At 38.8% G+C, this 26175-nt stretch carries 22 protein-coding genes and 1 pseudogene; 2 read left to right on the forward strand and 21 right to left on the reverse strand.

The window, feature by feature from the left end:
* Positions 1-6: 6 nt before the first annotated feature.
* The gene (hslU, locus tag LNM86_RS01240) at positions 7-1317 is read left to right on the forward strand and encodes an ATP-dependent protease ATPase subunit HslU (RefSeq protein WP_241438103.1); all 1311 of its coding nucleotides are present in this window, start codon (positions 7-9) and stop codon (positions 1315-1317) included.
* A gap of 16 nt (positions 1318-1333) precedes the next feature.
* Here the strand turns inward: hslU and LNM86_RS01245 are convergent, their stop codons facing one another.
* From LNM86_RS01245 to rpsO, 3 genes are all read right to left on the reverse strand, one after another.
* Positions 1334-2332, reverse strand: a complete 999-nt coding sequence (locus tag LNM86_RS01245) for a class I SAM-dependent methyltransferase (protein WP_241438104.1) — start codon at positions 2330-2332, stop codon at positions 1334-1336.
* A gap of 73 nt (positions 2333-2405) precedes the next feature.
* Positions 2406-4541: a polyribonucleotide nucleotidyltransferase gene (pnp, locus tag LNM86_RS01250; protein WP_241438105.1), complete on the reverse strand. Its 2136-nt coding sequence runs from the start codon at positions 4539-4541 to the stop codon at positions 2406-2408.
* Positions 4542-4797: 256 nt separating this feature from the next.
* Complete coding sequence (gene rpsO / locus LNM86_RS01255; protein ID WP_019219947.1) at positions 4798-5067, reverse strand: 30S ribosomal protein S15; 270 nt, start codon at positions 5065-5067, stop codon at positions 4798-4800.
* Between the two features lie 321 nt (positions 5068-5388).
* Between rpsO and LNM86_RS01260 the strand changes: the two genes are divergently transcribed.
* Positions 5389-7017 (forward strand): MFS transporter, encoded by a 1629-nt coding sequence (locus LNM86_RS01260; protein ID WP_241438106.1) that lies wholly within the window; start codon positions 5389-5391, stop codon positions 7015-7017.
* Between the two features lie 193 nt (positions 7018-7210).
* Here the strand turns inward: LNM86_RS01260 and LNM86_RS01265 are convergent, their stop codons facing one another.
* The 18 genes and pseudogenes from LNM86_RS01265 to LNM86_RS01350 all read right to left on the reverse strand — a co-directional run bounded on the left by LNM86_RS01265 (position 7211) and on the right by LNM86_RS01350 (position 26171).
* Entirely contained in the window at positions 7211-7462 is a 252-nt protein-coding gene (locus LNM86_RS01265; RefSeq protein WP_241438107.1) for a hypothetical protein, read from the reverse strand.
* 309 nt (positions 7463-7771) lie between these two features.
* On the reverse strand, positions 7772-8731 hold the full coding sequence (gene truB / locus LNM86_RS01270; protein WP_241439042.1) for a tRNA pseudouridine(55) synthase TruB: 960 nt from the start codon (positions 8729-8731) through the stop codon (positions 7772-7774).
* 4 nt (positions 8732-8735) lie between these two features.
* Complete coding sequence (rbfA, locus tag LNM86_RS01275; protein WP_241438108.1) at positions 8736-9143, reverse strand: 30S ribosome-binding factor RbfA; 408 nt, start codon at positions 9141-9143, stop codon at positions 8736-8738.
* 126 nt (positions 9144-9269) lie between these two features.
* Positions 9270-11792, reverse strand: a complete 2523-nt coding sequence (gene infB, locus LNM86_RS01280; protein WP_241438109.1) for a translation initiation factor IF-2 — start codon at positions 11790-11792, stop codon at positions 9270-9272.
* A complete protein-coding gene (locus LNM86_RS01285; RefSeq protein ID WP_241438110.1) occupies positions 11789-12424 on the reverse strand; it encodes an RNA-binding protein in 636 nt (211 codons plus the stop codon). Before LNM86_RS01285 ends, infB begins: the two co-directional genes overlap by 4 nt.
* Positions 12425-14054 (reverse strand): annotated as a pseudogene (nusA, locus tag LNM86_RS01290) (transcription termination factor NusA).
* Between the two features lie 67 nt (positions 14055-14121).
* Positions 14122-14748 carry a ribosome maturation factor RimP gene (rimP, locus tag LNM86_RS01295; RefSeq protein ID WP_241438111.1) on the reverse strand — a complete coding sequence of 209 codons (627 nt, stop codon included), beginning with the start codon at positions 14746-14748 and terminating at the stop codon, positions 14122-14124.
* A 151-nt stretch (positions 14749-14899) separates the two neighbouring features.
* The gene (locus LNM86_RS01300; RefSeq protein WP_241438112.1) at positions 14900-15601 is read right to left on the reverse strand and encodes a tRNA (guanine(46)-N(7))-methyltransferase TrmB; all 702 of its coding nucleotides are present in this window, start codon (positions 15599-15601) and stop codon (positions 14900-14902) included.
* Positions 15594-16865, reverse strand: a complete 1272-nt coding sequence (gene metK / locus LNM86_RS01305) for a methionine adenosyltransferase (protein ID WP_241438113.1) — start codon at positions 16863-16865, stop codon at positions 15594-15596. Before metK ends, LNM86_RS01300 begins: the two co-directional genes overlap by 8 nt.
* A 130-nt stretch (positions 16866-16995) precedes the next feature.
* Positions 16996-17409, reverse strand: a complete 414-nt coding sequence (locus tag LNM86_RS01310; protein WP_241438114.1) for a helix-turn-helix domain-containing protein — start codon at positions 17407-17409, stop codon at positions 16996-16998.
* Positions 17410-17555: 146 nt separating this feature from the next.
* Positions 17556-19172 (reverse strand): apolipoprotein N-acyltransferase, encoded by a 1617-nt coding sequence (gene lnt / locus LNM86_RS01315; RefSeq protein ID WP_241438115.1) that lies wholly within the window; start codon positions 19170-19172, stop codon positions 17556-17558.
* Positions 19153-20175 (reverse strand): hemolysin family protein, encoded by a 1023-nt coding sequence (locus tag LNM86_RS01320; RefSeq protein ID WP_241438116.1) that lies wholly within the window; start codon positions 20173-20175, stop codon positions 19153-19155. The genes lnt and LNM86_RS01320 overlap by 20 nt, the downstream gene beginning before the upstream one ends.
* Positions 20176-20267: 92 nt before the next feature.
* Positions 20268-20753 (reverse strand): rRNA maturation RNase YbeY, encoded by a 486-nt coding sequence (ybeY, locus tag LNM86_RS01325; RefSeq protein ID WP_241438117.1) that lies wholly within the window; start codon positions 20751-20753, stop codon positions 20268-20270.
* Positions 20754-20765: 12 nt separating this feature from the next.
* The gene (locus LNM86_RS01330; RefSeq protein ID WP_241438118.1) at positions 20766-21875 is read right to left on the reverse strand and encodes a PhoH family protein; all 1110 of its coding nucleotides are present in this window, start codon (positions 21873-21875) and stop codon (positions 20766-20768) included.
* A 153-nt stretch (positions 21876-22028) separates the two neighbouring features.
* A complete protein-coding gene (gene miaB / locus LNM86_RS01335) occupies positions 22029-23405 on the reverse strand; it encodes a tRNA (N6-isopentenyl adenosine(37)-C2)-methylthiotransferase MiaB (RefSeq protein WP_241438119.1) in 1377 nt (458 codons plus the stop codon).
* A 40-nt stretch (positions 23406-23445) separates the two neighbouring features.
* Positions 23446-23928, reverse strand: a complete 483-nt coding sequence (gene rimI, locus LNM86_RS01340) for a ribosomal protein S18-alanine N-acetyltransferase (RefSeq protein ID WP_241438120.1) — start codon at positions 23926-23928, stop codon at positions 23446-23448.
* On the reverse strand, positions 23928-24611 hold the full coding sequence (tsaB, locus tag LNM86_RS01345; protein ID WP_241438121.1) for a tRNA (adenosine(37)-N6)-threonylcarbamoyltransferase complex dimerization subunit type 1 TsaB: 684 nt from the start codon (positions 24609-24611) through the stop codon (positions 23928-23930). The genes rimI and tsaB overlap by 1 nt, the downstream gene beginning before the upstream one ends.
* Before the next feature lie 531 nt (positions 24612-25142).
* Positions 25143-26171 (reverse strand): YeiH family protein, encoded by a 1029-nt coding sequence (locus tag LNM86_RS01350; protein ID WP_241438122.1) that lies wholly within the window; start codon positions 26169-26171, stop codon positions 25143-25145.
* Between the last annotated feature and the right edge of the window lie 4 nt (positions 26172-26175).

The raw sequence follows: 26175 nt of genomic DNA on the forward strand, positions 1-26175 counted from the left end.
ATTTGAATGTGTGTTGTATTTTCCCCTCGTGAGACTGTTTCTGAACTAGATCGTTTTATTATTGGTCAAAATGATGCCAAACGTTCTGTTGCTATTGCATTGCGTAATCGGTGGCGTAGACAACAGCTTGATGGACCAATGCGTGAAGAGGTTATGCCAAAAAATATTTTGATGATAGGACCAACAGGCGTTGGTAAGACAGGTATAGCGCGTCGATTAGCAAAACTTGCTGGAGCACCTTTTGTAAAAGTAGAAGCGACGAAATTCACTGAAGTTGGTTATGTAGGACGTGATGTTGAGCAAATTATTCGTGACCTTGTGGAGATTGCTATTTCTCTTGTGCGTGAAAAAAAACGAGATGAAGTCAAAGTAAAAGCTCACATGAATGCTGAAGAGCGCGTTTTAGATGCCCTTGTTGGTAAGACAGCAAGTCCCATGACTCGCGATAGTTTTCGTAAAAAATTGCGCGAAGGTGAATTGGATGAGAAAGAAATTGAAATTGAAGTGGCTGATAATAACAGCAATAGCGCTTCAACTTTTGATATTCCTGGGATTCCTGGTGCACAAATGGGAATTATGAATTTGTCAGATATTTTTGGTAAAATGGGCAGTCGTACAAAGATTCGCAAAATAACAGTAAAAGATGCTTTTAAACCTCTCATTGATGATGAATCTGAAAAGCTCCTTGATCAAGATCAGATTATTCAAGAAGCACTTCGTGTTACTGAAAATGATGGGATTGTTTTTATCGATGAGATTGACAAAATTGCCACAAGGGATGGTGGTGCTGGTGCTACTGTTTCGCGTGAAGGTGTGCAACGGGATCTTTTGCCTTTGGTTGAGGGAACAACAGTTTCTACAAAATATGGTCAAGTCAAAACAGATCATATTCTTTTTATTGTCTCAGGTGCGTTTCATGTTGCTAAACCATCTGATTTATTGCCAGAATTGCAAGGGCGTCTGCCCATTCGTGTGGAGTTGAACGCTCTTACAAGGGAAGATTTACGACGTATTTTAACTGAACCTGAAGCCAGTTTGATTAAGCAATATATTGCCTTAATGGCAACAGAAGAGGTTCATTTAGAAATTACCGATGATGCGATTGATGCTTTAGCAGATATTGCTGTGGACTTAAATGCAAGAATTGAAAATATAGGAGCACGTCGTTTGCAAACGGTAATGGAGCGTGTTTTAGATGAGATTTCTTTTACAGCACCCGATAAAGCGGGAACATCGTTTAAAGTTGACGCTGCTTATGTCAAACAATCTATAGGTGAACTTGCTGCTGATATCGATCTTTCACGTTTCATTCTTTAGAGTCATCTTTTTTCGTCTAGCGGTGTGCTTCAATAACTTTAAAGCCGTCATTTTTTTCGTGTATCAAGACTGTACGAAAAATATCTTTTAACACTTTTTCATAAGGGAGGTGTCGGTTTGCAACAAGAAGCAATTTGCCGCTAGGCTTTAGGCATTTCGCGGCGTTTATAATAAAATGCTGCCCTAATGAAATATCTGTTGTTCGTTGCGTGTGAAATGGTGGATTTGAAATAATTGTATCATAGAGATTTGCAATTGGTTCATGCACAAGATCATGCCAGTAAAAATGAATGGGACAAGAAGTTGTTGCGTCTTGAAGGTGTTTTTTGGCTGCTTTCAAAGCATTATAATCAGCTTCATAAAGATCAAGAGTTGTTATTTTTTCACTTCTTTCAAGGGCAGCATAAGAAAGAAACCCCCAACCAGCACCAAAATCTGCAGTTTTTCCAGAAACAATTTTGTTTATATGACAAGCAAGAGCGGCAGATCCAGGATCAATACGACCGTGTGAGAACATTCCAGAACAAGTCTGAAATTTATTTTCAAAAGTAAGTGGTGGTGAACGCAATTGTTCAATTTTCTGTCTATCGATTTGTTGTGGAACTTGAATCCAGAAGACCAGTCCATGGTTTTTGGACAATTTATCAGTGATCGGAATGAGCGTTTTAACCCATTTCATCATTGAAGCAGCTCCAGCAGTTTTATTTCCACCGATAACAATCCACCCACCAGGTTGAACACATTCTAATAAATCAAGAAAACAATTCTGGTTAAAACCACGATATTTGCTCAAACGTAAAAACGCACCATCATAAACAAGAGTTTTATCTATTTGAGGAGAGCAATGAAACTGGGCATCGGTAAATTTCAAAAAATCTGGTCGCCAAGGCGCTATAACTTTTAAATTTTGCTTCCATTCTAGAACAGGAAGTTCTGTTAAACCAAAACTCAACCAAGATTGGTTTGGAAGGGGGGGGGAGAGGCTGTGGTTTTCAAAAGGCAAAAACAGTAACACATATGTCTCTTTCAAAGAAAAAATGCCATTCTAAGAGGAGGATGGCATTTTATTTTATAAGAAGAGGGAAAAGTCATTCTTCTTTTGCCGGTTTCTCATTTGTAATTTCTTTACCGGTTTTTTGATCAATGATTTTCATTGATAGTCGAACTTTACCACGTTCATCAAAGCCCATTAATTTAACCCAAACTTTATCACCTTCTTTAACAACATCTGTTGTTTTTGTGACGCGTTCTGATGCGAGCTGAGAGATATGGACGAGTCCATCTCGTGAACCAAAGAAGTTTACAAATGCACCAAATTCTGCGGTTTTTACAACCGTTCCTTGGTAGATAGCACCAACTTCAGGTTCATCAACAATGGAATGAATCCAGCGTTTTGCTGCTTCAATAGTTTTAGCATCGGCAGAAGCAATTTTAATTGTTCCATCATCTTCAATATTGATTTTTGCCCCAGTTTGCTCAACGATTTCTCGAATAACTTTACCACCAGAACCAATAACATCACGAATTTTATCAACAGGAATATTCATCACTTCGATACGTGGAGAAAATTCGCTAAGTTCAGCACGGGCACTGGTTAAAGCTTTAGCCATTTCGTTAAGAATATGGATTCGGCCACCTTTAGCTTGCTCAAGTGCGATTTTCATGATTTCTTCAGTAATACCATCAATTTTGATATCCATTTGCAAGGCGGTAATACCATTTTCTGTTCCCGCTACTTTGAAATCCATATCTCCGAGATGATCTTCATCTCCTAAAATATCAGACAACACAGCAAAGCGTTCCCCTTCTTTAATTAAACCCATAGCAATACCTGCGACAGGGCGCGCTAGAGGAACACCAGCATCCATAAGAGCAAGTGAAGTGCCGCAAACAGTTGCCATGGAGGAAGAGCCATTGGACTCAGTAATTTCTGAGACAGCACGAATAGTATAGGGAAAAGATTCCTTCGTTGGCAACATAGGATGAATTGCCCGCCACGCTAATTTTCCATGTCCAATTTCGCGACGCCCAGGAGAGCCAAGACGCCCTGTTTCTCCGACTGAAAATGGTGGAAAATTGTAATGGAGAAGAAATGTTTCCTTATACATACCTGTTAAAGAGTCAACATACTGCTCATCCTCACCCGTTCCTAGTGTTGCAACAACAATTGCTTGTGTTTCTCCACGCGTAAAGAGTGCTGATCCATGCGTGCGAGGTAAAATACTCACTTCTGATTTGATAGGACGTACTGTTGAAAGGTTACGTCCATCAATACGTTTTTCTGTATCCAAAATATTCCAGCGAACAATTTTTGCTTGCAACTGTTTAAAAACGGTTGCAATTTGCTCTGCACTAAATTGACAGTCTTCTTCCGTTTCGGGCATAAATTTATTGACAATTTCGGCCTTAAGCGCATCAATTGCAGCGTATCGCTCCTGTTTATCAGTAATTGTGTAAGCTTTTCGTATATCCTTTTCAGCCATTTCTAGCATAGCTTTCTCAAGATCAGAAAGATCTTCAGGAATAAAATCGCGTGGGTCTTTTGCTGCAACTTCAGCAAGTTTGATGATGGCATCAAGAACAGGTTGTAAGCCTTTATGCCCAAACATAACGGCTCCCAACATGATGTCTTCCGGCAATTCTTGTGCTTCTGATTCAACCATCAACACAGCACTTTCTGTTCCAGCAACAACAAGATCAAGTTTTGATTCAGGCATTTCATCGATATGAGGATTGAGAACATATTGTCCATTACAGTAGCCGACACGGGCACCGGCAATGGGGCCCATGAAAGGAACACCTGATAAGGTTAAAGCCGCAGAAGATGCAATCATTGCAAGGATATCGGGATTATTCTCGAGATCATGCTGTAGAACGGAAACAATAACTTGCGTATCATTTTTATAACCATCGGCAAAGAGGGGACGAATAGGACGATCAATCAAACGCGAAATCAAAGTTTCATTTTCGGTTGGCCGACTTTCACGTTTTAAATAACCACCAGGGATTCTACCGACAGCATAGGATTTTTCTTGATAATTAACGGTAAGTGGAAAAAAATCTTGGTCTGGTTTTGGACTTTTTGCCGATACAACGGTTGCTAAGACAACAGTTTCCCCATAGGTAGCAATAACTGCACCATCAGCTTGACGTGCTATTTTCCCTGTTTCGATGGTGAGTGGTCGTCCAGCCCATTCAATTTCTATCTTATGCGTTTTGAACATTTTTTATCCTTAATGATCAGTGTTCATATTTTTAAGTGTTCACGTTTCGGTTTTGCGTAGCATATTTAGAAGCTCTGGGCAGGACAACAAGAGACTTCTGTCTTTTTGCAAGAAGAGAGGAGTAAATCGCAATTTAAACGCGAAGTAACCAGCAATCCTGCCCCATGATAATGATTCATAAATTTTTAAGTTTTCAACTAAAAGCAGCAAACTGAAAAAATGGATGGTTTTTTAGAAAAACCACCCACCCATTTTTTTAGCGCCGTAAACCTAACTTTTTGATAAGTGCTTGATAACGATTTTGGTCAATTCCTTTCAGGTAATCAAGAAGCCGACGACGTTGAGACACCATTTTCAAAAGACCACGACGAGAATGGTTATCTTTTTTATGAGATTTAAAATGGTTTGTTAAATTAGAAATACGTTCAGAAAGTACCGCTACCTGTACTTCTGGTGATCCTGTATCACCAACTTTATTTGCATATTCTGCGATAAGAGCTTGTTTACGTTCAGCTGTAATCGACATCGTATTATCCTTTCAAAAAACGAAGAAACCAAAGTTACCCACAGCCGAGATGTCGTTCAGCAAGGGTCTGTGAAAAAACAAGAAGAGTTGAAGAATCTTGCTTATTTTAGGGTTTATATAGGAAAGAAGGTTAAAATACTAGTCCTTAAAACTATCTTGAAAACTTATCTTACAATAAAGGATTTTGTTTTAAAATATTGATTTTAACAGAGCTTTATGAGAATTTTTTTAAAGAATTATGCATCCTTTTGATACAAAGATGACAGCTTTAGAGAATGAGTGTGATAAAAAAAGCAATAAATATCGATTGGGAGGCAAAAGATGCAAAGCATTTCAACATTAGAACTTTTTCGTAATGCAGTCTTTCGAAATTTATGGTCGTCCACGCTTATTTCTAATTTAGGAGGGCTGATACAGGCTGTAGGAGCAGGGTGGTTAATGGCGTTGATTAGTTCTTCGCATTCCATGGTTAGTCTTGTGCAAAGTGCCACCACATTACCACTTGTTATGTTTTCTCTCATGGCAGGAGCATTAGCAGACAATTTTAATCGTCGCCAAATTATGCTGTGCGCGCAGATTATGATGATGGTTATATCAATGATTTTGGTTATTTTAGCCTATTTTGGTGTTGTAACACCTTGGCTTTTGTTATGCTTTACCTTTTTGATTGGATGTGGAACGGCTTTTTATAATCCTCCTTGGCAAGCAACAATAGGAGATATTGTGAGCAGGGAGAATATACCTTCTGCTGTTAGTTTGAACAGTGTTGGTTTTAACTTGATGCGCAGTGTCGGTCCTGCTATTGGTGGTGCTATCGTTGCGGCTTTGGGGGCATCCACAGCTTTTTTGTTTAATGCGATAAGTTATATCCCTTTAATTGGTGTTTTATTTTTCTGGAAACCAAACTATGAAAACAATAAGCTGCCACGGGAAAGGCTTTTAGGAGCTGTTTCAGATGGTTTGCGTTATGTTGCAATGTCACCAAATCTTCTGAGTATCATGGTGAGAGCGTTTCTTTTTGGGATTGGAGCAATTTCGATTTTAGCACTTTTGCCAATTGTTGTGCATAAAGTTCTTGGGGGCAGTGCTCTTCTTTATGGAACATTACTTGGTTGTTTTGGGCTTGGCGCTATGACAGCTGGTATAATTAATTCATCTGTACGGCATTATTTTCGTTTAGAGACAATAATTGCCGGTGCATTTATCGGTTTTGCCTTTTCTTGCTTTTTTTTAGCAATAAGCCGTTCATTGATTGTAAGCCATATCGCTTTATTTCCTGCGGGCTTATGTTGGGTCTTGGCGTTATCACTGTTTAATACATCTGTACAGCTTTCTACACCGCGTTGGGTTGTGGCACGTGCGTTAGCACTTTATCAAACAGCATCTTATGGAGGTATGGCCATTGGAAGTGTGATTTGGGGTGTTTTGGCTGATGGTTATTCTCCAACAGTTGCTTTGAGTGTTTGTTCTCTCTTTTTGATTTTTGGCGCTCTTGCAGGGATAAAATTTACAATTCAAGAAATTCCTCAGATAGATCTAAATCCCCTTGATCATTTTAGAGAACCAGAGCTTTTACTTGATCTAAAAGCACAAAGTGGTCCGATCATGATAATGATTGATTATCAAATTCATGAAAATGATCTCGAAGAATTTCTCAAAGTGATGACACGTCGTCGCCATATTCGTTTACGTGATGGCGCTCGCCAATGGGTTCTCTTACGCGATCTTGAAAGACCTGAATATTGGACAGAGGCTTATCATATGCCAACATGGGTAGATTATTTACGTCATAATCATCGTCGTATAAAAGCAGATGCGGAGGTAAATAAGCTTTTGCGTCGCTTAAATCGTGCGCCTGATGGTATAAGGGTTCACCGGATGATTGAACGTCAAACAATACCCCATGCTGGTGAGATGCATTTAAAGCCCTCTGCTGATCAATTACCTTAATGGCACAAGAGTTAAAAACGATTTTTTTTGTAAACTATTTAACCTGTGCAATGTATTTTCATGGAATAAAGATGTGAGTATGAAGAAAAGAGAAGAGAAATGAGATATTGTAATTTGTATTTTATACTGTTTGTAAATGGAGGATAAATTTCTTCTGAAAAAGCAATTTGAAATCATGAATATTATGATTTTTTTAAAACCGAAAGCTTGCGATTCCTCTTCTAGAAAATCTTCTTAAAATGAGAGCTCTGTACGTATATCTAGTAAGGATCAAAGAAAGGATTAAAAACAACAAAAAACAGAGACCTGCCTTTATGGTATAACGATAAAGCCATTGAACACCACCATTTTTACGCTTATGAAGGTACAAGCTGGACCCATCATACTCTTTGCCAGCCACCAATGTTGCTACAGCCCTTGCATTAAAACGATTCATAAGAAGCATTTTTACTCCTTTCTTTAGAGTTTTTTACCCACACATCAGTCTCGCTTATGACGTGCAAATAAATGATTATTATTGATTCAACATAAGAGGATTTAAGATGAGAGAATCTTACAATATTTGGGGGTCTCATTTAACATAAAAAGGCGATTTATGATTATAAATCAATATATTATTGGCACAAGTTAAGATAAATTTATCAACATATTGCGGATTTAGGTTATAACACAAATTATCGTAAAAAGGTGAGTGTAAAACAATATTGATATGAAAAAATCTCTTTTCCAAGAGAGGATTGTAAGAAAAAATAGATCAAATTGTAAAGATACGCTTTGGCTTGAACAAGTTTTTATCAAGGGAGCCTATCGCAAGAAGTTGATCTTTGTAAATGACGCAAACTTCATTTTCATCAGGAGGAGCGTCGTGATGACAAAGGGATACTGGATTACCCATCATGACTCGCTGGGCTTGGGTTTTATTAAGAGCATAATGAGTGAGGCAATCGAGAGCAGCACTTGTTTCAATTAAAAGTGCATCAAGTTTTGAAAAGTTTCTTTTTGGGGAAGTATCATTTTCACTTGTTGCATTTTGATCTAACGCTACTGTTTTGAGTTTATCCCATGTAATGAGATCATCTTCATAAAAAGGTGCTACTGCGATACGTCTTAAATCAGCAATATAACCATAACAACCAAGATCACGCCCTATATCACGCGCTAAGGAACGCACGTAGGTTCCTTTTCCGCAGGTTATTTCAAAGAGCGCACGCTCTTTAGTAATAGTTTCTATTAATTTAAAAGTTTCTATTTCTACTTGGCGTGGTGGAATTTCAACAATTTCACCTTCACGTGCTAAATCATAGGCTCGATGACCGGCAATTTTAATTGCCGAAAATTGTGGAGGTGTTTGCAAAATAACACCTGTATATTGTGGGAGAACAGCAAGTATTTCTTCTTGCGTTGGACGCTTAAGCGATGTTTTTGTTATTTCACCCTCTAGGTCATCTGTTGAACGCTCTTCACCCCAAACGATATGAAAACGGTAGGTTTTTATACCTTGCATAACATAAGGAACGGTTTTGGTTGCTTCACCCAATGCAATTGGTAGGAGGCCAGAAGCGAGAGGATCAAGTGTGCCAGCATGCCCTGCTTTTTGTGCATGAAAAAGCCTTTTGATTTGAGAGACAGCTTCTGTTGATCTCATTCCTTTTGGTTTATCAAGTATGACCCAGCCAGAAATAGAACGACCTTTTTTTTTGCGTTGCTGTGACATATTTTCAGTTCTCAAGTTCATCTTTATGGTGAAGATCACGTGCTACTTCAGGCAAACGCAGCAAAGCGTCAATTTTTGAAAAATTATCAAAACTACTATCGAGCCGAAAACGCAGTTCAGGCATATATTTCATCTGTCGTAACGCATGACTGATTTCTCCACGGATAAAACGGCTATGTTTATTGAGGATATCAACGATATCAATATGAGATGCATTTTTAACAGTACTGAGAGGAGGAACAAAACAGGTAGCAATTTTTAAATCTGCTGACATGCGCACTTCAGAGACAGAAACCACAATGTTTTTCAAGGTATCATCGAATAAAATATTGCGCTGTAACATATGCGCTAAGGCATGACGCACTTGTTCTCCTACTCTTAGTTGCCGTTGTGATGGTTCTGCGTTTTTCATCGAAGTGTTATCCTTATTACAACTATTCTTTTTTTAATCATCTGAAAAAATTAAAAAAGAACAGAAACATTGTACATAAATCCCAATAGTCTCTCGTTTTATAAAGAGTAAAGTCATTGGATTATTTTATAACGTACGATTGACATGTTCGATGCGGAAGGTTTCAATAATATCTCCTGCGCGGATATCTTCATAATTTTCAAATGCTATCCCACATTCTTGACCACTTTGTACTTCATTAACCTCATCTTTAAAGCGCTTGAGAGTTTTAAGTTTTCCTTCGTGAATGACAATATTATCGCGGATAAGGCGGACACCAGCTCCTCGTTCTATTTTACCTTCAGTAACACGACAACCAGCAACTTTTCCGATTTTTGTAATGTTAAAGACTTCTAGAATTTCAGCATTCCCAAGGAAAGTTTCACGCTGCTCTGGTGAGAGTAGTCCTGACATAGCGGCTTTTATATCATCAACGAGATCATAGATGATATTATAATAGCGAATTTCAATTCCTTGCGTTTTAGCATAATCACGAGCTTGTTTATTGGCTCGAACATTAAAGCCAATAACAGCTGAATGAGAAGCTTCAGCAAGAGAAATATCACTTTCAGTGATTCCTCCAGCACCAGAATGCACAACACGGGCACGGACTTCTTCATTCCCTAGCTTTTCTAATGCTGAAGCGATTGCTTCAATTGATCCCTGCACATCTCCTTTAATAATAAGGGGAAACTCTTTAATACCTGTAGTTTGTAATCTGGTCATCATTTGCTCGAGAGAACCACGAGAACCAGTTTGTCGAGCTACCGCTTTATCACGTGCTAGCCGTTGGCGATATTCAGAAATTTCGCGTGCTTTTGCTTCATGCGTGACAACAGCAAAACGGTCACCAGCTTGTGGTGTGCCTTGCATCCCTAAAATTTCAATGGGTGTAGAGGGAACGGCTTCTTTAACATGATGACCATGGTCGTCAATCAAAGCACGCACACGTCCCCATTCATTACCAGCAACAATAATATCAGAAGGATGTAATGTTCCTTTCTGTACAAGAACTGTTGCAACAGATCCACGTCCTCGATCCAGTTTTGCTTCAATAACAACCCCTTCTGCGGTTCTTTGCGGATCTGCTTTCAGATCAAGCATTTCAGCTTGAAGGAGAATTGCTTCGAGAAGTTTATCAAGATTTTGACCAGTTTTAGCAGAAACTTCGACTTCCAAAGTTTCACCACCCATGGTTTCAACAAACACTTCATGTTGTAGAAGCTCTGTACGCACTTTTTGCGCATTAGCAGCTGGTTTATCAATTTTATTGATCGCAACAATAATGGGTACACCCGCTGCTTTAGCATGATTAATGGATTCAATCGTTTGCGGCATGACACTATCATCTGCGGCGACAACAAGAACAGCAATATCGGTAACACGGGCTCCACGAGCACGCATAGCTGTAAAGGCAGCATGTCCTGGTGTATCAATAAAGGTAATTTTTTGACCATTTTTCTCCACTTGATAAGCACCAATATGCTGTGTAATACCCCCAGCTTCACTAGAAACAACATTTGCTTTGCGAATAGCATCAAGCAGAGAAGTTTTCCCGTGATCGACATGGCCCATAATTGTTACGACGGGTGGACGCTGGCGCATTTTTTGTGGATTATCAGCGACATTAAAGATGCCTTCTTCTACGTCAGATTCTAAAACGCGTTTAACAGTATGACCGAATTCGACAGCGATAAGTTCAGCAACATCTGCATCAATAATATCACCAGGTTTCATCATTTGTCCCTGTTTCATCAAAAACTTAATGACATCAACGGAGCGTTCAGTCATACGTTGCGCCAGTTCTTGAATAGTAATGGTTTCAGGAAGAACAACTTCGCGAGAAATTTTTTCTCTTGGCTCTTGATTTTGCGCCCGCTTAAATTTCTCCTGCCTACGGCGCATTGCAGCCATTGAACGTCCACGTGCACTTCCTTCTTCATCTAAAGCACTATTAAGATTTATTTTTCCGCGGCGTCGTTCATCAGCCCCTTTTACAACTTTTGGTGCACGTACTTCTGATTTAGAAAGGTTAGCACGCCGACCGTACCGATCTTCCTCCTTATGTTCATCGACTTTTCGTTTTTCAATAACAGGCGTATTTTTAGGTGTGACAGGAATATCTATCGGTTCTATGATGGAGGGAGTGACGGGAAGAGGGGGAACTTCTACAGGTGGATTTTCTTCCTCTTGATGTTTTTCTGTTTCTTGAGTTTTTTGCCGCAAAAGTTCTTCACGTTCTTTAATACGTCTTGCTTCTTCTTCGGCACGTTCACGCATTATTTTTTCTTGAATATGCGCTTCTTCTAATGCACGAAGTCTTGCTTCCATTTCAGCAGATGAAAGATTGCTTTTAGCGACAGGTTCACGAGGAGCTGCTTCTTCGAATCGCGGTTTAGCCCGTTGGGAAGCGACATGTGGTTTTGTAATTGGCTGTTGTACCTCAGCTCTTTCGTCAGGGCGTGTTACTTTACGCCGTTTAGTTTCGACAACAACAGCTTTCGTGCGGCCATGGCTAAAATTTTGTTTGACCGTACTCGTTTCTAGAACTGACCGCTTTAAGGTTAAAGTCCTTTTGGCTGTCGTTTTGTCGTTATTATTTTCACTCATTGTACTTCCTTCACGGCTTGTGCCGTTATCTCACCAAGCTTATTGTGCTTATCATCACGATAGGCGAGCAGTTTGTGTATTGTTTTGAGAAACCCTGTGGCAGCTTTGGTATCCAATAAGGCTGCATGCATTACGGGATTGGCTCCAAAAGCCACGCGCATTTCATCACTTGTGAATAAAGATATGGTTTTTATCTTTCGATTTGTTTGTTGTTGTATTGTATGAATAGCTTGTGCAATTTTTCGTTTTCCATCTTCTTTAGTTTCTTTGGCATGAAGGACGAGAAGAGCTTGACCAGAGCGGATAGCAGCATCAACTTTTGTTGCCCCCATGACAACGGCACCAGCTTTTCGCGCCATGGAAAGGTTTGAAAGAGCAGTTTTTAGTAAAAGTGTATCAACAATATGCGCAAGATTTGGTGAAACCTCAACATCTGTTTTAAAACTTTTCTTAAAAGCGTTCTGTTTTATTGCTGCTTCAATAGCAGAATGGCAAGCAGAAATCCAAACACCACGCCCGGGTAAATTGGATTTAAGATCAGGAACAATTTGATTATTAGGACCAATAACAAAACGGATCAGCGTTTCAGCTGAAGCATTTTTTCTTGTTACGATACAGGTCCGTTCATTCATTTAAAGTTTATCCACGTTCACATTAATTGTTTTCATCTTTTGCAGAATTTTCACTTTCTGCAGGAGTTTCTGCCACAAGATCAGCTTGGTCTATCCAGCCCGCTTGCACACGTGCTGCTAAAACCATAGCTTCTGCATCAGCACGTGTAATATCAAAAGGGGTCAGGATACCAGAAAAACTCTGTGTTTGACCATCTTTACGCTCTCTCCAGCCAACCAAATCGTCGACAGCATAGCCAGCAAAGTCTTCAATTGTTTTGACACCATCTTCACCAATAGCAACCAGCATAGCACTTGTCACTCCAGGAAGTGTACGTAATTCGTCAGAAACGCCAAGTTTTTTACGTTTTTCATCGAGTTCTTTTTCTTTATGTTCGAGATATTCGCGTGCACGGTTTTGGATTTCAGCAGCAGTCTCATGATCAAAACCATCAATGGAAGCGATTTCTTCAAGATTAATATAGGCAATTTCCTCAATGGAAGAAAAGCCTTCTGAGGCCATAACTTGCCCAATCATTTCGTCAACGTCTAAGGATTCCATAAACATTTTACTGCGTTCGGTAAATTCCTTTTGACGATTTTCCGATTCCTCCTGCTCTGTTAAAATATCAATATTCCATCCTGTTAACTGTGAAGCTAAACGAACATTTTGCCCACGCCGACCAATAGCAAGACTGAGTTGCTCATCAGGCACAATGACTTCGATTCGTTCTGCATCTTCATCGAGAACGACTTTAGAAACTTCAGCAGGTTGTAATGCATTGACGATAAATGTTGCAGCATCAGGGGACCAAGGGATAATATCAATTTTTTCGCCTTGTAGTTCTGCAACAACAGCCTGTACACGACTTCCTCGCATTCCAACACATGCTCCAACAGGATCAATGGAGCCATCACGTGAAACAACAGCAATTTTAGCACGAGAACCAGGATCACGGGCAACGGATTTAATTTCTATAATGCCATCATAGATTTCTGGTACTTCCATAGTGAAAAGTTTTACCATAAATTGAGGGTGTGTGCGTGAAAGGAAAATTTGCGGGCCGCGCGATTCACGATGCACATCATTGACAAAAGCACGAATACGGTCTCCGTAGCGGAAGGATTCTCGTGGAATTAATTCATCACGGCGCACGATAGCTTCACCACGTCCTAGATCAACGATAACATTACCATATTCTACACGTTTTACTGTACCAGAAATAATTTCACCAATTTTATTTTTGAATTCTTCATATTGTTGATCACGCTCTGCATCACGAACTTTTTGCACAATAACCTGTTTAGCAGATTGTGCTGCGATACGCCCAAAGTCCATAGGAGGTAAAAGATCAGCAAAAAAATCACCAATTTTCGCGTCCGCTTGGCGTTTGAGCGCGTCAGATAAAGTAATTTCAGTTGTATAATCTTCAATGACATCAACAATTTTAAGCAAGCGTTGTAATTTAATTTCACCTGTTTTGGAATTGATTTCAGCACGGATATTGGTTTCTTGACCATAACGAGAACGCGCCGCTTTCTGAATAGCATCAGCCATCGCAGAAATGACAATTTCACGGTCAATTGACTTTTCACGTGCAACAGCATCTGCAATTTGCAGAATTTCAAGCCTGTTAGCGCTTGTAGCCATCAATTTTCTCCTTCTTTGTGCTACACGATGGGCATTTCCCAGTGATATTAATTTTTATAAAATGAGATTAATTCTTATAATTTGATGTTTTTTCCGAAACATGAGGATGATCTTCTAGAATGCATTGTTGACTTAAATCTTTATTTTTTTTCAACGCATCACGAATAAGTTCATCGGTGAGGATCAAATGTGCATTTATGATATCACAAAAGGAAATAGAGGTATACATGGCTTCTCCATAAGCGGCTTTATCAGTATTTAAAATAAATCCATCTTGGGTGATATTTGTAAGTGTTCCACGAAACTTTCGGCGCCCATCAATTGTTATTTTTGTTTCAATTTTTGCAAGATGCCCTTGCCAATGAAAAAAATCAGATTTTCTTACCAGTGGACGGTCAATTCCAGGAGATGAAATTTCTAAATGATATTTACGTTCAATAACATTTTGCACATCAAGAAGGGGAGAAACAGTTCGACTAACAATTTCACAATCTTCTACAGTCATAGAGCCATCTGCGCGTTCAACCATAATCTGAAGTGTTAAACCATTCAAACCAAGAAGTTTTATACGAACTAAACGAAAGCCCAACGGTTTAAGCAAGGGTATAATAAGGGCAGCAATACGTGCTTCAACACCATCTTCTTTAAACAAACGAGGTTCGTCAAGATTGCTTATTTTTTCAGTTTCGTTCATACACTTTATCCAAGTCATTTTCACAAGTTTTATGACATTAAAAAAGAGCGGGTCCAACGGCCCACTCCTCATCATAAGACCAAGAATTTATTCATTGATACTCTTAAATGCAAAACTTTTCAAGTTGTTTATAAGAAAAGCATTTTAACATTTATTTCTTGATAAAGGTAAGATAAGCAGGTGTTCTTCCTTCGCGCAGAGCTTTTGCTTCATAGCGGGTACTTTGCCATAGAGGATAAGGCATCTTCCAATTTTTAGGATTTTCAGCTTCCCATGCAAAACTGTTATGCTGTGCACAATGGTAGAGGGTCCAGTTTACATAACTGTCTATATCACTAGCAAAGCGGAATTTTTTACCTGTTTTAAGAACGCGTGCAAAACGATTAAGATTTTTTATGTTAATGAAACGGCGTTTCCAATGCTTTTTTTTAGGCCACGGATCTGGGTAGAAGAGGTCTATCCCATCAAGTGACGCATTTGGAAGCCAGTCAAGGAGGCGTGTGGCATCATCATCATAAAGGCGAATATGACTTTGATGTTCTTTATGTTGTTCAAGAGACAACAACATTTTTGCCATACCATTAATAAAGGGCTCTATGCCGATAAAACCCGTTTGTGGAAAATGTTCCATTTCATAAAGCAAATGTTCTCCTCCACCAAAACCAATTTCAAGTCGAACTTCTGTTACTTTACCGAGAAAAAGAGACGTTAAGTTTAAAGGTGGAGGGGACTTTAAATCAATATTAAGAGTTGGAAGAAGCGTTTTTATACGCGCAAGTTGACTGTCTCGTAACCGTTTCCCTTGTCGTCGACCAAAAAATGCTTCACGTATACGTGTATTGTCGTTAATCATAATTTTGAGTCATTGTTTGAAGCGTTTTAATGAGATCGGTTTTTTCCCATGAAAATGAACCATCATCTTCTGGTTTGCGTCCAAAGTGACCATAAGCAGCTGTTTTTGTATAAATAGGTTTATTAAGATTGAGGTGTTTTCGGATGCCCGTAGGTGAAAGGTCCATTATTTTGCGGATAGCTGCTTCAAGAACTTTTTCATCAACTTTTCCTGTTCCATGGAGATTAAGATAAATGGATAAGGGTTGTGCAATGCCAATTGCATAGGAAAGTTGAATGGTGCAACGTTCTGCTAAATCAGCTGCAACAATATTCTTAGCAAGATAGCGCGCAGCATAAGCCGCAGAACGATCAACCTTTGTCGTATCTTTTCCTGAAAAAGCACCTCCGCCATGGGGTGCTGCGCCTCCATAAGTGTCAACAATGATTTTACGCCCTGTTAATCCTGCATCACTTTGCGGACCACCAATAACAAATTTTCCGGTTGGATTAATATACCAACGACATTGATCAGAAATGGGGATATCATGTAAAGCTTGACGAATATAGGGCTCGACCACTGTACGGACTTTATGGGAATCCCAACTCTCATCCAAATGTTGTGTTGAAAGAACGATAGATGTTACCTCGATAGGTTTTCCATTTTTATACCGTATTGTTATTTGGCTTTTGGCGTCTGGTCCTAATTTTCCGGTTTCTCCTTCATTTTTATGACGGGCCGCAGCAAGAAGTTTAAGAATTTTATGCGCGTAATAAATGGGTGCTGGCATGAGAGCAGGTGTTTCACGGCAAGCATATCCAAACATGATACCCTGATCACCTGCTCCTTCTTCACCATGTCGATCTATAGCATTATCAACGCCACATGCAATATCCGTTGATTGTGGGCGTAAAAGAACATCAATTTTAACAGTTTTCCAATGGAACCCTGCTTGTTCATAACCAATGGCACGAATAGCATGGCGTGCGACTTTACGAAAAGGGGTAGGATTAATGAGAGGAGCTCCCATTTCATCGTAAATAAATTGCTTATTTTTATTTCTTTTTAAGAGTGTATCAGGAACACGCACTTCACCGGCGATAACAACACGATTTACACTGACAAGAGTTTCACAAGCAATTCGCACAAGCCATGGATCTGTACCGGTTTTTTGCGCTTCTTTATAAATCATATCAACGATTTCATCGGAAATACGATCACAAATTTTATCAGGATGTCCCTCCGATACCGACTCACTCGTAAAAAAATAATCTTGATGCGGCATAGGAACTCCTTCAAAAAAGAAAACCGACAGTTCATTCATTGTTTCTTAAAGCCGCTCCTATTTGCCAACACCATGACAAATCGTCAATGCTGATTTATAAGACAAGGAAAGAAAAGATGTAATTTTTATTTTATAGTTTGGTTGTCATATCTTCTTCTGAAAGTGCTTTTGCCAAATCAATGATTTTTCGACGCACTTTAGCATCAGAGATATTAGTAAAGGCACGCATGAGCTGGATTCCTTCGTTACTAGAACAAAAATCCATAAAATCACTGTCGCTTTCAGCAAAACCCTCTACTTGTTGTGTATGAATGCCTTTGTCAAAAAAATAAGAAACAGGAACATCCATAATTTCTGCAATTGCTTGAAGGCGACTCGCACCAATACGATTGATACCTTTTTCATATTTTTGAATTTGCTGGAAAGTAATGCCTAACTTCTCACCTAATTTCTCTTGAGTAAGTCCTAAGATATTACGACGCAAGCGTATACGAGTTCCAACATAAACATCTATAGGATCAGGTTTTTTTCTAGTCTCAGTCATAATGCAACTCTTTATTTCCAGCACTCTACTTTTAAACCAACATCAAATTTATGTGAGGTTGATTTATCATAGAATTAAAACAATATGTAATACTTTTTCCCAATATTACGGGTATGCACAACACAAAACCGTCTATGGGCATCTGATCATTTAAATTGTTTTGTAGAACCAAAACCAATACGACACAATAGCATAAGAATAAATAAGATGAAAGTAGAGAATATCCTGTTTTCATTGCTTCCTATGGGAGTAATGGGTGATGGAATCGGTGAATCAATAACGCCAACAACATTTTGTTGGAGAGCTACAACTATTCGTCCATAAGAATCAATAACAGCCGATATTCCATTATTGGCTGCTCGTATGAGGGGAATCCCCAGCTCAATAGCACGAAGTTGTGCTTGTTGAAGATGTTGATATGGGCCGGGTGTTACACCAAACCATGCATCATTTGTGACATTAATGATTGCCTGAGGTGGTGGGCCTTGAAAAGTCATTTCATTGGGAAAGATAGCTTCATAACAAATCAGCGGAAGATAAACAAAACCGTTTGGCATGGTGACAGTTTTACGTACACTACCAGCGCTATAGCCACCAATATTATCAGCTAGGATATGTAATCCAATTTTTTTTAAGAAATTTTCATAAGGAAGATATTCACCGAAAGGAACTAAGTGAAGTTTATCAGAAATATTGAGAATATTCCCTTTAGCGTTAATAACTGCAATGCTATTAAAATACTTTGTTTGTGCATGAGGTGCATCATCAATGGCACGTACAGCACCAATAATAGCCCATTGTTTGGGTTTTAGAAGAGAGCCAATGCGCATTGTCGTAAAAGAGTTGTCATAAAGAAGGTAAGGAATAGAGGCTTCAGGCCATACAATAAAATCAGGTTCTGGGTTCTGATCGGCTGTTGGTGTTGCACTCAAACGCATATGGGCTGCAAATATCGCCTCTTGTGTAGTGTTATTCAATTTTGTATTTTGTGGAATAGAGGGTTGAACAATGCGCACCCAATAATTGTTTTTTGGGTCATTCGCAGTATTTTCTATAGTATTAAGGCGGTAAAATCCAAAACCACTGTGAAATAATATAAGCGATAAGCAAAGAGAAAGTGCTGTTTTCTTTTTTTCATTCGTTAATAAAACAGTTGGTAAACTGTAGACTAACACAGCAAGAATATTCATTCCGTAAAGTCCAACGATTGCATCAGATTGCATGAGTAGTGGGGTTGGCATGGCTGTATAACCAAGAGAATTCCACGGAAATCCTGTGAATAAAAATGAACGTAACCACTCTGCCAATCCTAGAGAAAAGGCTAAGACAAAGAAGCGTGCTATTCCTTTTGTCCATAATAAACCAATGATGAAACCAGAAAAAAACCAATAAAGCGAAAGATAGAAGGGAGGGATTAAAATGGCAAAAGGCACCGCCCAACCTAAAGAAACCGGATCTGTTAACAAAGCATTACACAACCACCACAAGCTGCAAATAAAATAACTAAAGCCAAAGATTCCACAGCTTAGAGCATAGGTGAGAAAGCGCTTTTTATTGTTTTGGATAGTTCGTATTGTGTCAAGAAGCACAATAAAGATGGGAAAAGTTAAAAAACAGAGTGGTGTTAAATAAAAGGGTGGAAGTGCAAAAGAAGTCGCAGCTCCACACAAAAACACCCCCATTTGTCGTTTCCAACCGGTAACAGAAAATAAGAAAAATGTGAAATGACTTAAAAAAGTTTGATTATTCTTTAGAGATGGCATTGTTTTCAAAATTTTTATTTTCTGGAATGCGCAAAATGCGCAATCGTTTAATCCGGCGTTTATCAGCTTCTAAAATACGAAATTGATAGCCCGGTACAGCTTCAACGACTTCACCTTTTGCAGGAATACGATCAAGAATAGAGACGATCAAACCACCAATGGTATCGACTTCATCACCATATTCGCCTACGATAAAATCAGGACCAAGAGCTTTTTCTACATCTTCTAGTTCGGTTTTTGCATCAACAAGCCATTTATTATTTTGTTCATAGACGATAGCATTATCGACGTTATCATGTTCATCTTCGATATCACCAACAACCAATTCGACAATATCCTCCATTGAAACCAAACCATCTGTGCCACCATGTTCATCAATAACCAAAGCCATCTGTGTTCGTGTGGTTTGCATACGTGTTAATAATTTGCTTGCCAGCATGGAACTGGGCACAAAGAGAACTGTTCGAATTAAATTTAATGCACCAATTGGAGTGTGTAAATCTTTATGGTTTAACTGAAGTGAATCGAATTTCTGCTCGGTTTGATTTGAGTTGATAATAAAGCTTGTCATATAATTAAGGATATCGTGGATATGGATCATCCCTCGTGGATCATCTAAAGTTTCGGCATAAACAGGCATGCGAGAATGTCCAATTTTTGCAAAACATTTAAGGGCTTCCCCAAGAGGGGTGTTTATTTCCAATGCTTCGATTTCAGAACGTGGAATCATAACATCATCCACGCGTGCTTCACGCAAACGTAAGATATTATGTAGCATAGTACGTTCTTCAGGAGAAAAGAGAGTTGTGTCTTTTTCATTATCAGTATTGAGTGCAACAGTGAGATCATCCCGCAATGATGTGTAATTACGACCACGTAAAAATGAAAATAAATGATTTAGCAGGGACGTTTTTTCTGTATGATGAGCCTGTTGAGAGGTATCTTCTTCAATATTGGAAGGCGTTTGACTGTTATTATTTGGTGCATTTATTTTGTTTGCCATAATTTTAAAATCTTCAAACTTTCTTTTTATAATAGAGCGATAAGAGACCTTAGATCATATGATAGTGATTAAGAAGGCTCATTTTTAGCATTTTAAGACATTTCAATAGTATCAATATAGGGGTCGTTTATGGAAAGCTTTTGCAGAATTTCTCTTTCAAGTTTTTCCATTTGATGCGCTTCTTCATCTGTTTCGTGATTATAGCCAAGAAGGTGAAGAACACCATGAACGATCATATGTGTCAAATGATCCTGAAATGATTTCCTTTCTTTTTTTGCTTCAAGCGCAACAGTTTCTTGTGCAATAACGATATCACCAAGTATGGGGCCAGGTTTCTGTCCGATTTCAAGTGGGAAAGCAGGAAAAGATAATACATTTGTGGGTTTATTCTTATTGCGCCATTTTGCGTTGATTTGTGCCATATGTTTGTCATCTGTAAAGAGCAAACTGACTTCACTGACAATATTTTCCAAGGAAAGATGATGCATTGTTGCTGTTAATACTTTTTCAGTGATATTATAAAGTAATTGCTTATCACTCCACTCAGAGCTTTCGATCATTATATCAATAGTAATCATAATAAATCAAACTCACTTTTTTAATGAAGCGTTTGAAGATGGTATTTCTTGGATTTGTATAGCAGAATCATGATCATAGGCACGGACGATAGCGGTAACAAGGGGATGACGCACAACATCGTTTTCATTAAAACGAATAATTTCAATTTCTTTTACCTGTGAGAGAATACGTACGGCTTCGATTAAACCTGATTTTTGTCCGCTAGGCAAATCAATTTGGCTTATATCACCGGTGACAATCATCCGTGTTCCTTCTCCAAGCCGTGTGAGGAACATTTTCATCTGCATGGGTGTGGTATTTTGCGCTTCATCAAGAATAACAGCGGCATGGGCAAGTGTTCGTCCGCGCATGAAAGCAAGAGGAGCAATTTCTATGACACCAGACGCCAAAATGCGCTCTACTTTTTCGACGGGTATCATATCATAAAGGGCATCATAAAGTGGACGTAAATAAGGGTCGACTTTTTCTTTCAGATCACCGGGAAGAAAGCCAAGATGTTCTCCAGCTTCCACGGCAGGACGTGAGAGGATGATTCGTTCAATGATACCACGCTCTAAAAGCATTGCAGCGTGCGCAACAGCAAGATATGTTTTCCCTGTTCCTGCTGGTCCAACGCCAAAAACAAGTTCACTACGCTCCATTGCACGTATATAAGCATCCTGTGTTGGAGTTCTAGCATGAATTGTTTTTTTATGCGTACTTAATCGTGCAGGAATATGTTTTTTGGCAGGTTGGATTCTTGTTGGGGCTTCTTGTTGTTCCTGTAGCAAATTTGCCATGGCAATCGCTCCTTCTGTATCGGATAAAGTGAGCTCTTGATGTGTTTTGGCGCGTTCATAAAGCTGCTGTAATACATATTGTGCACGTTTTATAGCAGCGATATTTCCATGGATGAGAACTTCATTCCCACGCGGATGAATATCAAGTCCAAGTTTTTGTTCGATATAAGCAAGATTTTCATCGAGTTTACCAAAAACTGCTTTTGCATATTGATTATTTTCAAAAATCAAAACAACACGACTAACATCTGGCGTACTTGCTTTTTCCAAGAGACCAGTATTTTTAGGGTAAGCTGTTACTTTTTCTTTAACGCGTTTTATTTTTTCGGTTGAATTTTTCAACCTATTCTCCCTTATTGACATAAGTGTTATACACTTTTTTGAAGCAGCTTTATCAAAGACAATTTATCTTTCATAGAGCACAATTTTTAGATGTAATCATTTTCTTCAAAAATAAAAGAGCTTTTTAGAATCCATTTTGCAATCAAGATATATTCACCCGTTTACCACTTCACCAACAAAACTGTTTGAGCTTGCATTTTTAATATGGATTGCCATCACAGTCCCTGTAGAGGCTTCTGTATCCACCACCACAGGTAAAAGCCAAGGTGAACGACCCACCATTTGTCCCGAATGACGTCCAGCTTTCTCGATGAGAACATCGGTTGTTTGACCAACTTTAGAACGCAAAAATGCATTTTGCTGTTCAAGAAGAAGCACTTGTAAATGTTGAAGACGAGCGTCTTTCACAGTCTCGTCAACATGATTCTTCATTGTTGCACCAACGGTTCCAGGTCTTGGTGAATACTTGAAAGAATAGGCCGAACTGTATTGTACTTGTTGAATGAGTTTAAGTGTCTCTTCAAAGTCTTCCTCTGTTTCCCCTGGAAACCCTACAATAAAGTCGCCTGAAAAAGCAATATCAGGTCGCGCATTACGAATTTTTTCGATAAGCTGAAGATAATGAATACTTTTATGTTGGCGGTTCATTGCTTTTAAAATACGATCTGAACCAGACTGTACAGGCAGATGCAGGTAAGGCATCAAGATATCAAGATCGCGATGTGCAGCAATAAGGCTGTCATCCATATCTCGGGGATGGCTGGTTGTATAACGGAGACGTTTTAAACCATCCAGTTTGGCAAGATGATGGAGAAGGTCGCCAAGACGCCAAGTTTTGCCATTCGCACTTTGTCCATGCCAACCATTGACATTTTGACCAAGCAGCGTAATCTCTTTAACACCTGCTTCAATGAGTTGGCGAGCCTCTTCGGTAATTTGCTCGACAGATCGTGATATTTCAGCACCACGTGTGTAAGGAACAACACAAAAAGTGCAAAATTTGTCACAACCTTCCTGTACTGTTAAAAATGCACTAACGCCCCGTTTTCTTACAGCGCGTTTATTATGCGCCGGTAAGGATGCAAATTTATCTTCAACAGCATAGTCTGTTTCAATAACTTTTTCCCCCCGTTTGGCTTTTTCTAACAAGTCTGGCAAGCGATGATACATTTGCGGGCCAATGACCAGATCAACTGTTGGAGCACGACGTAAAATTTCACTTCCCTCAGCTTGTGCAACACAACCGGTCACACCAACCATCAAAGGTTTGTCCGGTGCACGTTCTTGACGCATTACGCGCAAACGTCCAAGATCAGAATAGAGTTTTTCTGCTGCTTTTTCACGAATATGACAAGTATTAACGAGAATAAGATCAGCATCATTTGGGGTTTGTGTTGTAACATAACCTTGCGCGCTCAGGCTATCAGTCATTCGTTGACTGTCATAAACATTCATTTGGCACCCATAGGTTTTGATAAAAACCTTTTTAGGAGGGACAGGAGGTATATTTTTAGGATTTACTTTATTCATAATGCATGTCTAAATGTTTTTAGCATAAATCTCAATCTCTTTACTTAAAAGTTTTTTGCATAATGATTGCATCTGTACGACTGTTGTGTGATTGGTAGTAGGCAAAACGTTTGGCAATTTTTTCAAATTTAAAACGTTGGTAAAGCTTCAAAGCAGAAAGATTCGTTTCTTCTACTTCCAAGAAGAGCTTTATAGCTCCTTCGTGGTGAAGATGACAAAATATGCTATCGATCAGCAAGGTGCCAATTCCTTGTCGTCGAAAATGAGGATGAACAGCAATTGTGATGATTTCTGCTTCATCAAGAATAAGACGGCAGAGGCAAAAGCCTAAAATTTTTTCTGGTTCACTCATGAGGGCGACTTTATATCCAAAGATAGAGTGATCTGTTAAAAAATCATCAAAAGCTTGTTTTTCCCAAGCAGGGGTAAAACAATTCTGATAAATTTGATGAAGAGAAGCACTATCATCCGTTTGGAGTGGAGCAATTGCAAAATGCTTATTTGTTGATGAAAATTGAGACATTATTTTTTTCGTGGTAAAGCAAAACCAGTTTGCTGTTTTGCATCCGCATTGCGTAAATAGAGTGGGCGGGGTGGATCTTGAGGTTTTTTATTCGCAGCAAGATAAGCATAGTTTACAACATCAGCTGCTTTGCAGAAGATTTGATCGAGTACAACGATTTTATTTAGCTTATTGTTTTTAATATAAAGTCCAACGATATCAGCTGCTGGACCGGTTAATATCGTTTGCTGCGGTAAATCTTCGAGGATATTCTCAATTGTTTTTAATCTCGGAGCTCCCAAAGGAGTAAGATCCTCATTAAAATTTTGATGATAGAACATATTTCTTCCTGCTTCAATAACAACAGCGATTGCCGATGTGGTATTTGTACTTTTTGTCTGTGCTGCTAATGCTTCAAGTGCGCTCACTCCAATAGCGGGTATTTCGAGCGCTAATGCCAAAGCGCGTGCTGTTGAAACACCCACACGTACACCGGTAAATGATCCAGGTCCAATATTGACAGCAATGCGATCAACTTGATGAAGAGTAATATTGGCTTGGTTTGTTATTTGTGCAATATATCCAATGAGTTTTTCAGCGTGTCCTTTATTGATGCGCTCACTGATGCGAGCAATAACAGATTTATGACGAACAAGCGCAACAGCGCAATAAATCGAAGCAGTGTCTATAGCAAGAATAAGCATAAAAACTTTAATTCAATAAGATGATAAACAAAAGGTACACGGTGTTTTTTAGTTTTTTCATTTTGCTTGCCTGTTTTGCAATAACTTAAGAATATTGCTCATACCAATAAGCAACAATATCTTTTCTCTCGAAGATTGATTTGATTGTTGTTCGTATCCTCCTGCACCATACAGTGAGTAAAAGCAATTTGAAAGGAGAAATTTTGAAGTTATATTTGTTTTTTCCCGATAAAGAATATATTCTGTAAATCTCGTATAAAACTTTGATTGTGATGAACATAGATACAGCAAAAGACAGTATTTTTATAAACTATATATTATTTTGTACTCTTTTAGTTGCAAACAATTATGTGCTGAAAAAAGCACAAAACATGCACCTCATATCGAAATTGCATTTAATTTTTCATCTAAAATGATAGGGAAGTTTCTGTAACTTTTACCTAGCATTGTAAAAGAATTTCCCAATACTAGCAAACCGTTAGGATGATTACAGGCTAGGTGAAAAAGCACAAATATTTGAGAACGCACATTTCAAAATGTTATCTGTTTTAAATCGTTCAATTGTATCATGATAAGGCTACAAATACCGAGGATAAAGATGGAGCAGGTTGAAGCCAAAATAACACGCCATCCTGCTTTTTTTAATGATCGGACATCAACGCCTAATCCCAAAGCTGCCATTGAAATGACAGTAAACAACTGAGCAATAAATCGAATGGGGGGGAGCGCGGTTTCAGGAATAAGATTGCTAGAGCGGATCAACATCATGATCATAAAACCAATGATAAACCACGGAACAAGAGAGTGCCAACGCAAACGCGTTTGTGCCGATCGATGGTAAATAATTGATAAGGCAAAAATAAGAGGGCCCAACATAAGGACACGCACCAATTTAACAACTGTTGCAATTTGAACGCTTATAAAAGAAACAGATGCTGTAGCGGCTAAAACCTGTGGTACGGCATAAACCACCATACCGGCAAGAACACCATATTGGCTAAAGGATAAATTGAGGAGTGGATGTAAAAAAGGAAGAAATAAAATAATAAGAATGCCCAAAAGAGCGGTAAAAGCAATCGATGCAGCTATCTCTTCATGTTTTGCTTTAATGACAGGGGCAACGGCAACGATAGCCGAATTACCACAAATAGCATTTCCACAAGCAACGAGCATTGCTAAATGCGAAGAAAGCCCAAAAAGTCGACCGATAGAAAAACTCATAAGGATAGTGATGAATATAACAAATATGATACTCGCAAGTAGATTCCAACCCGCTGAAAAAACAGCATGTATGCTAATGCTTGCTCCTAGAAGAACAATCGCAAATTCAAGCAGTGTTTTGGCACAAAAAGTTATACCTCTTTGAAAATATGTTGGTAAAGTAAAACAGCTACGAATAATCGATCCTAAGAGAATTGCTAAAACAAGATTTTCCAGCCATGCTTGTCCCAAAAGTTGTTTTTCTACAACTTCTATACCATACGCTAAGACTGATATCAGTAAACATACCAAGATACCAGGACCAAAGTCGTTTAAAAGTGAGAGATTTTTCTTTATCAATTTA

Origin of the sequence: Bartonella machadoae (assembly GCF_022559585.1) — a bacterium.
In the GTDB taxonomy this organism is placed as follows: Bacteria; Pseudomonadota; Alphaproteobacteria; order Rhizobiales; family Rhizobiaceae; genus Bartonella; species Bartonella machadoae.

Bases quoted from the DNA above. Each gene is read 5' to 3' on its own strand.
- hslU (WP_241438103.1), top strand. From the start codon at position 7: ATGTGTGTTGTATTTTCCCCTCGTGAGACTGTTTCTGAACTAGATCGT.
- pnp (WP_241438105.1), bottom strand. From the start codon at position 4,541: ATGTTCAAAACGCATAAGATAGAAATTGAATGGGCTGGACGACCACTC.
- rpsO (WP_019219947.1), bottom strand. From the start codon at position 5,067: ATGTCGATTACAGCTGAACGTAAACAAGCTCTTATCGCAGAATATGCA.
- LNM86_RS01260 (WP_241438106.1), top strand. From the start codon at position 5,389: ATGCAAAGCATTTCAACATTAGAACTTTTTCGTAATGCAGTCTTTCGA.
- LNM86_RS01265 (WP_241438107.1), bottom strand. From the start codon at position 7,462: ATGCTTCTTATGAATCGTTTTAATGCAAGGGCTGTAGCAACATTGGTG.
- truB (WP_241439042.1), bottom strand. From the start codon at position 8,731: ATGTCACAGCAACGCAAAAAAAAAGGTCGTTCTATTTCTGGCTGGGTC.
- rbfA (WP_241438108.1), bottom strand. From the start codon at position 9,143: ATGAAAAACGCAGAACCATCACAACGGCAACTAAGAGTAGGAGAACAA.
- infB (WP_241438109.1), bottom strand. From the start codon at position 11,792: ATGAGTGAAAATAATAACGACAAAACGACAGCCAAAAGGACTTTAACC.
- LNM86_RS01285 (WP_241438110.1), bottom strand. From the start codon at position 12,424: ATGAATGAACGGACCTGTATCGTAACAAGAAAAAATGCTTCAGCTGAA.
- rimP (WP_241438111.1), bottom strand. From the start codon at position 14,748: ATGAACGAAACTGAAAAAATAAGCAATCTTGACGAACCTCGTTTGTTT.
- LNM86_RS01300 (WP_241438112.1), bottom strand. From the start codon at position 15,601: ATGATTAACGACAATACACGTATACGTGAAGCATTTTTTGGTCGACGA.
- metK (WP_241438113.1), bottom strand. From the start codon at position 16,865: ATGCCGCATCAAGATTATTTTTTTACGAGTGAGTCGGTATCGGAGGGA.
- LNM86_RS01310 (WP_241438114.1), bottom strand. From the start codon at position 17,409: ATGACTGAGACTAGAAAAAAACCTGATCCTATAGATGTTTATGTTGGA.
- lnt (WP_241438115.1), bottom strand. From the start codon at position 19,172: ATGCCATCTCTAAAGAATAATCAAACTTTTTTAAGTCATTTCACATTT.
- LNM86_RS01320 (WP_241438116.1), bottom strand. From the start codon at position 20,175: ATGGCAAACAAAATAAATGCACCAAATAATAACAGTCAAACGCCTTCC.
- ybeY (WP_241438117.1), bottom strand. From the start codon at position 20,753: ATGATTACTATTGATATAATGATCGAAAGCTCTGAGTGGAGTGATAAG.
- miaB (WP_241438119.1), bottom strand. From the start codon at position 23,405: ATGAATAAAGTAAATCCTAAAAATATACCTCCTGTCCCTCCTAAAAAG.
- rimI (WP_241438120.1), bottom strand. From the start codon at position 23,928: ATGTCTCAATTTTCATCAACAAATAAGCATTTTGCAATTGCTCCACTC.
- tsaB (WP_241438121.1), bottom strand. From the start codon at position 24,611: ATGCTTATTCTTGCTATAGACACTGCTTCGATTTATTGCGCTGTTGCG.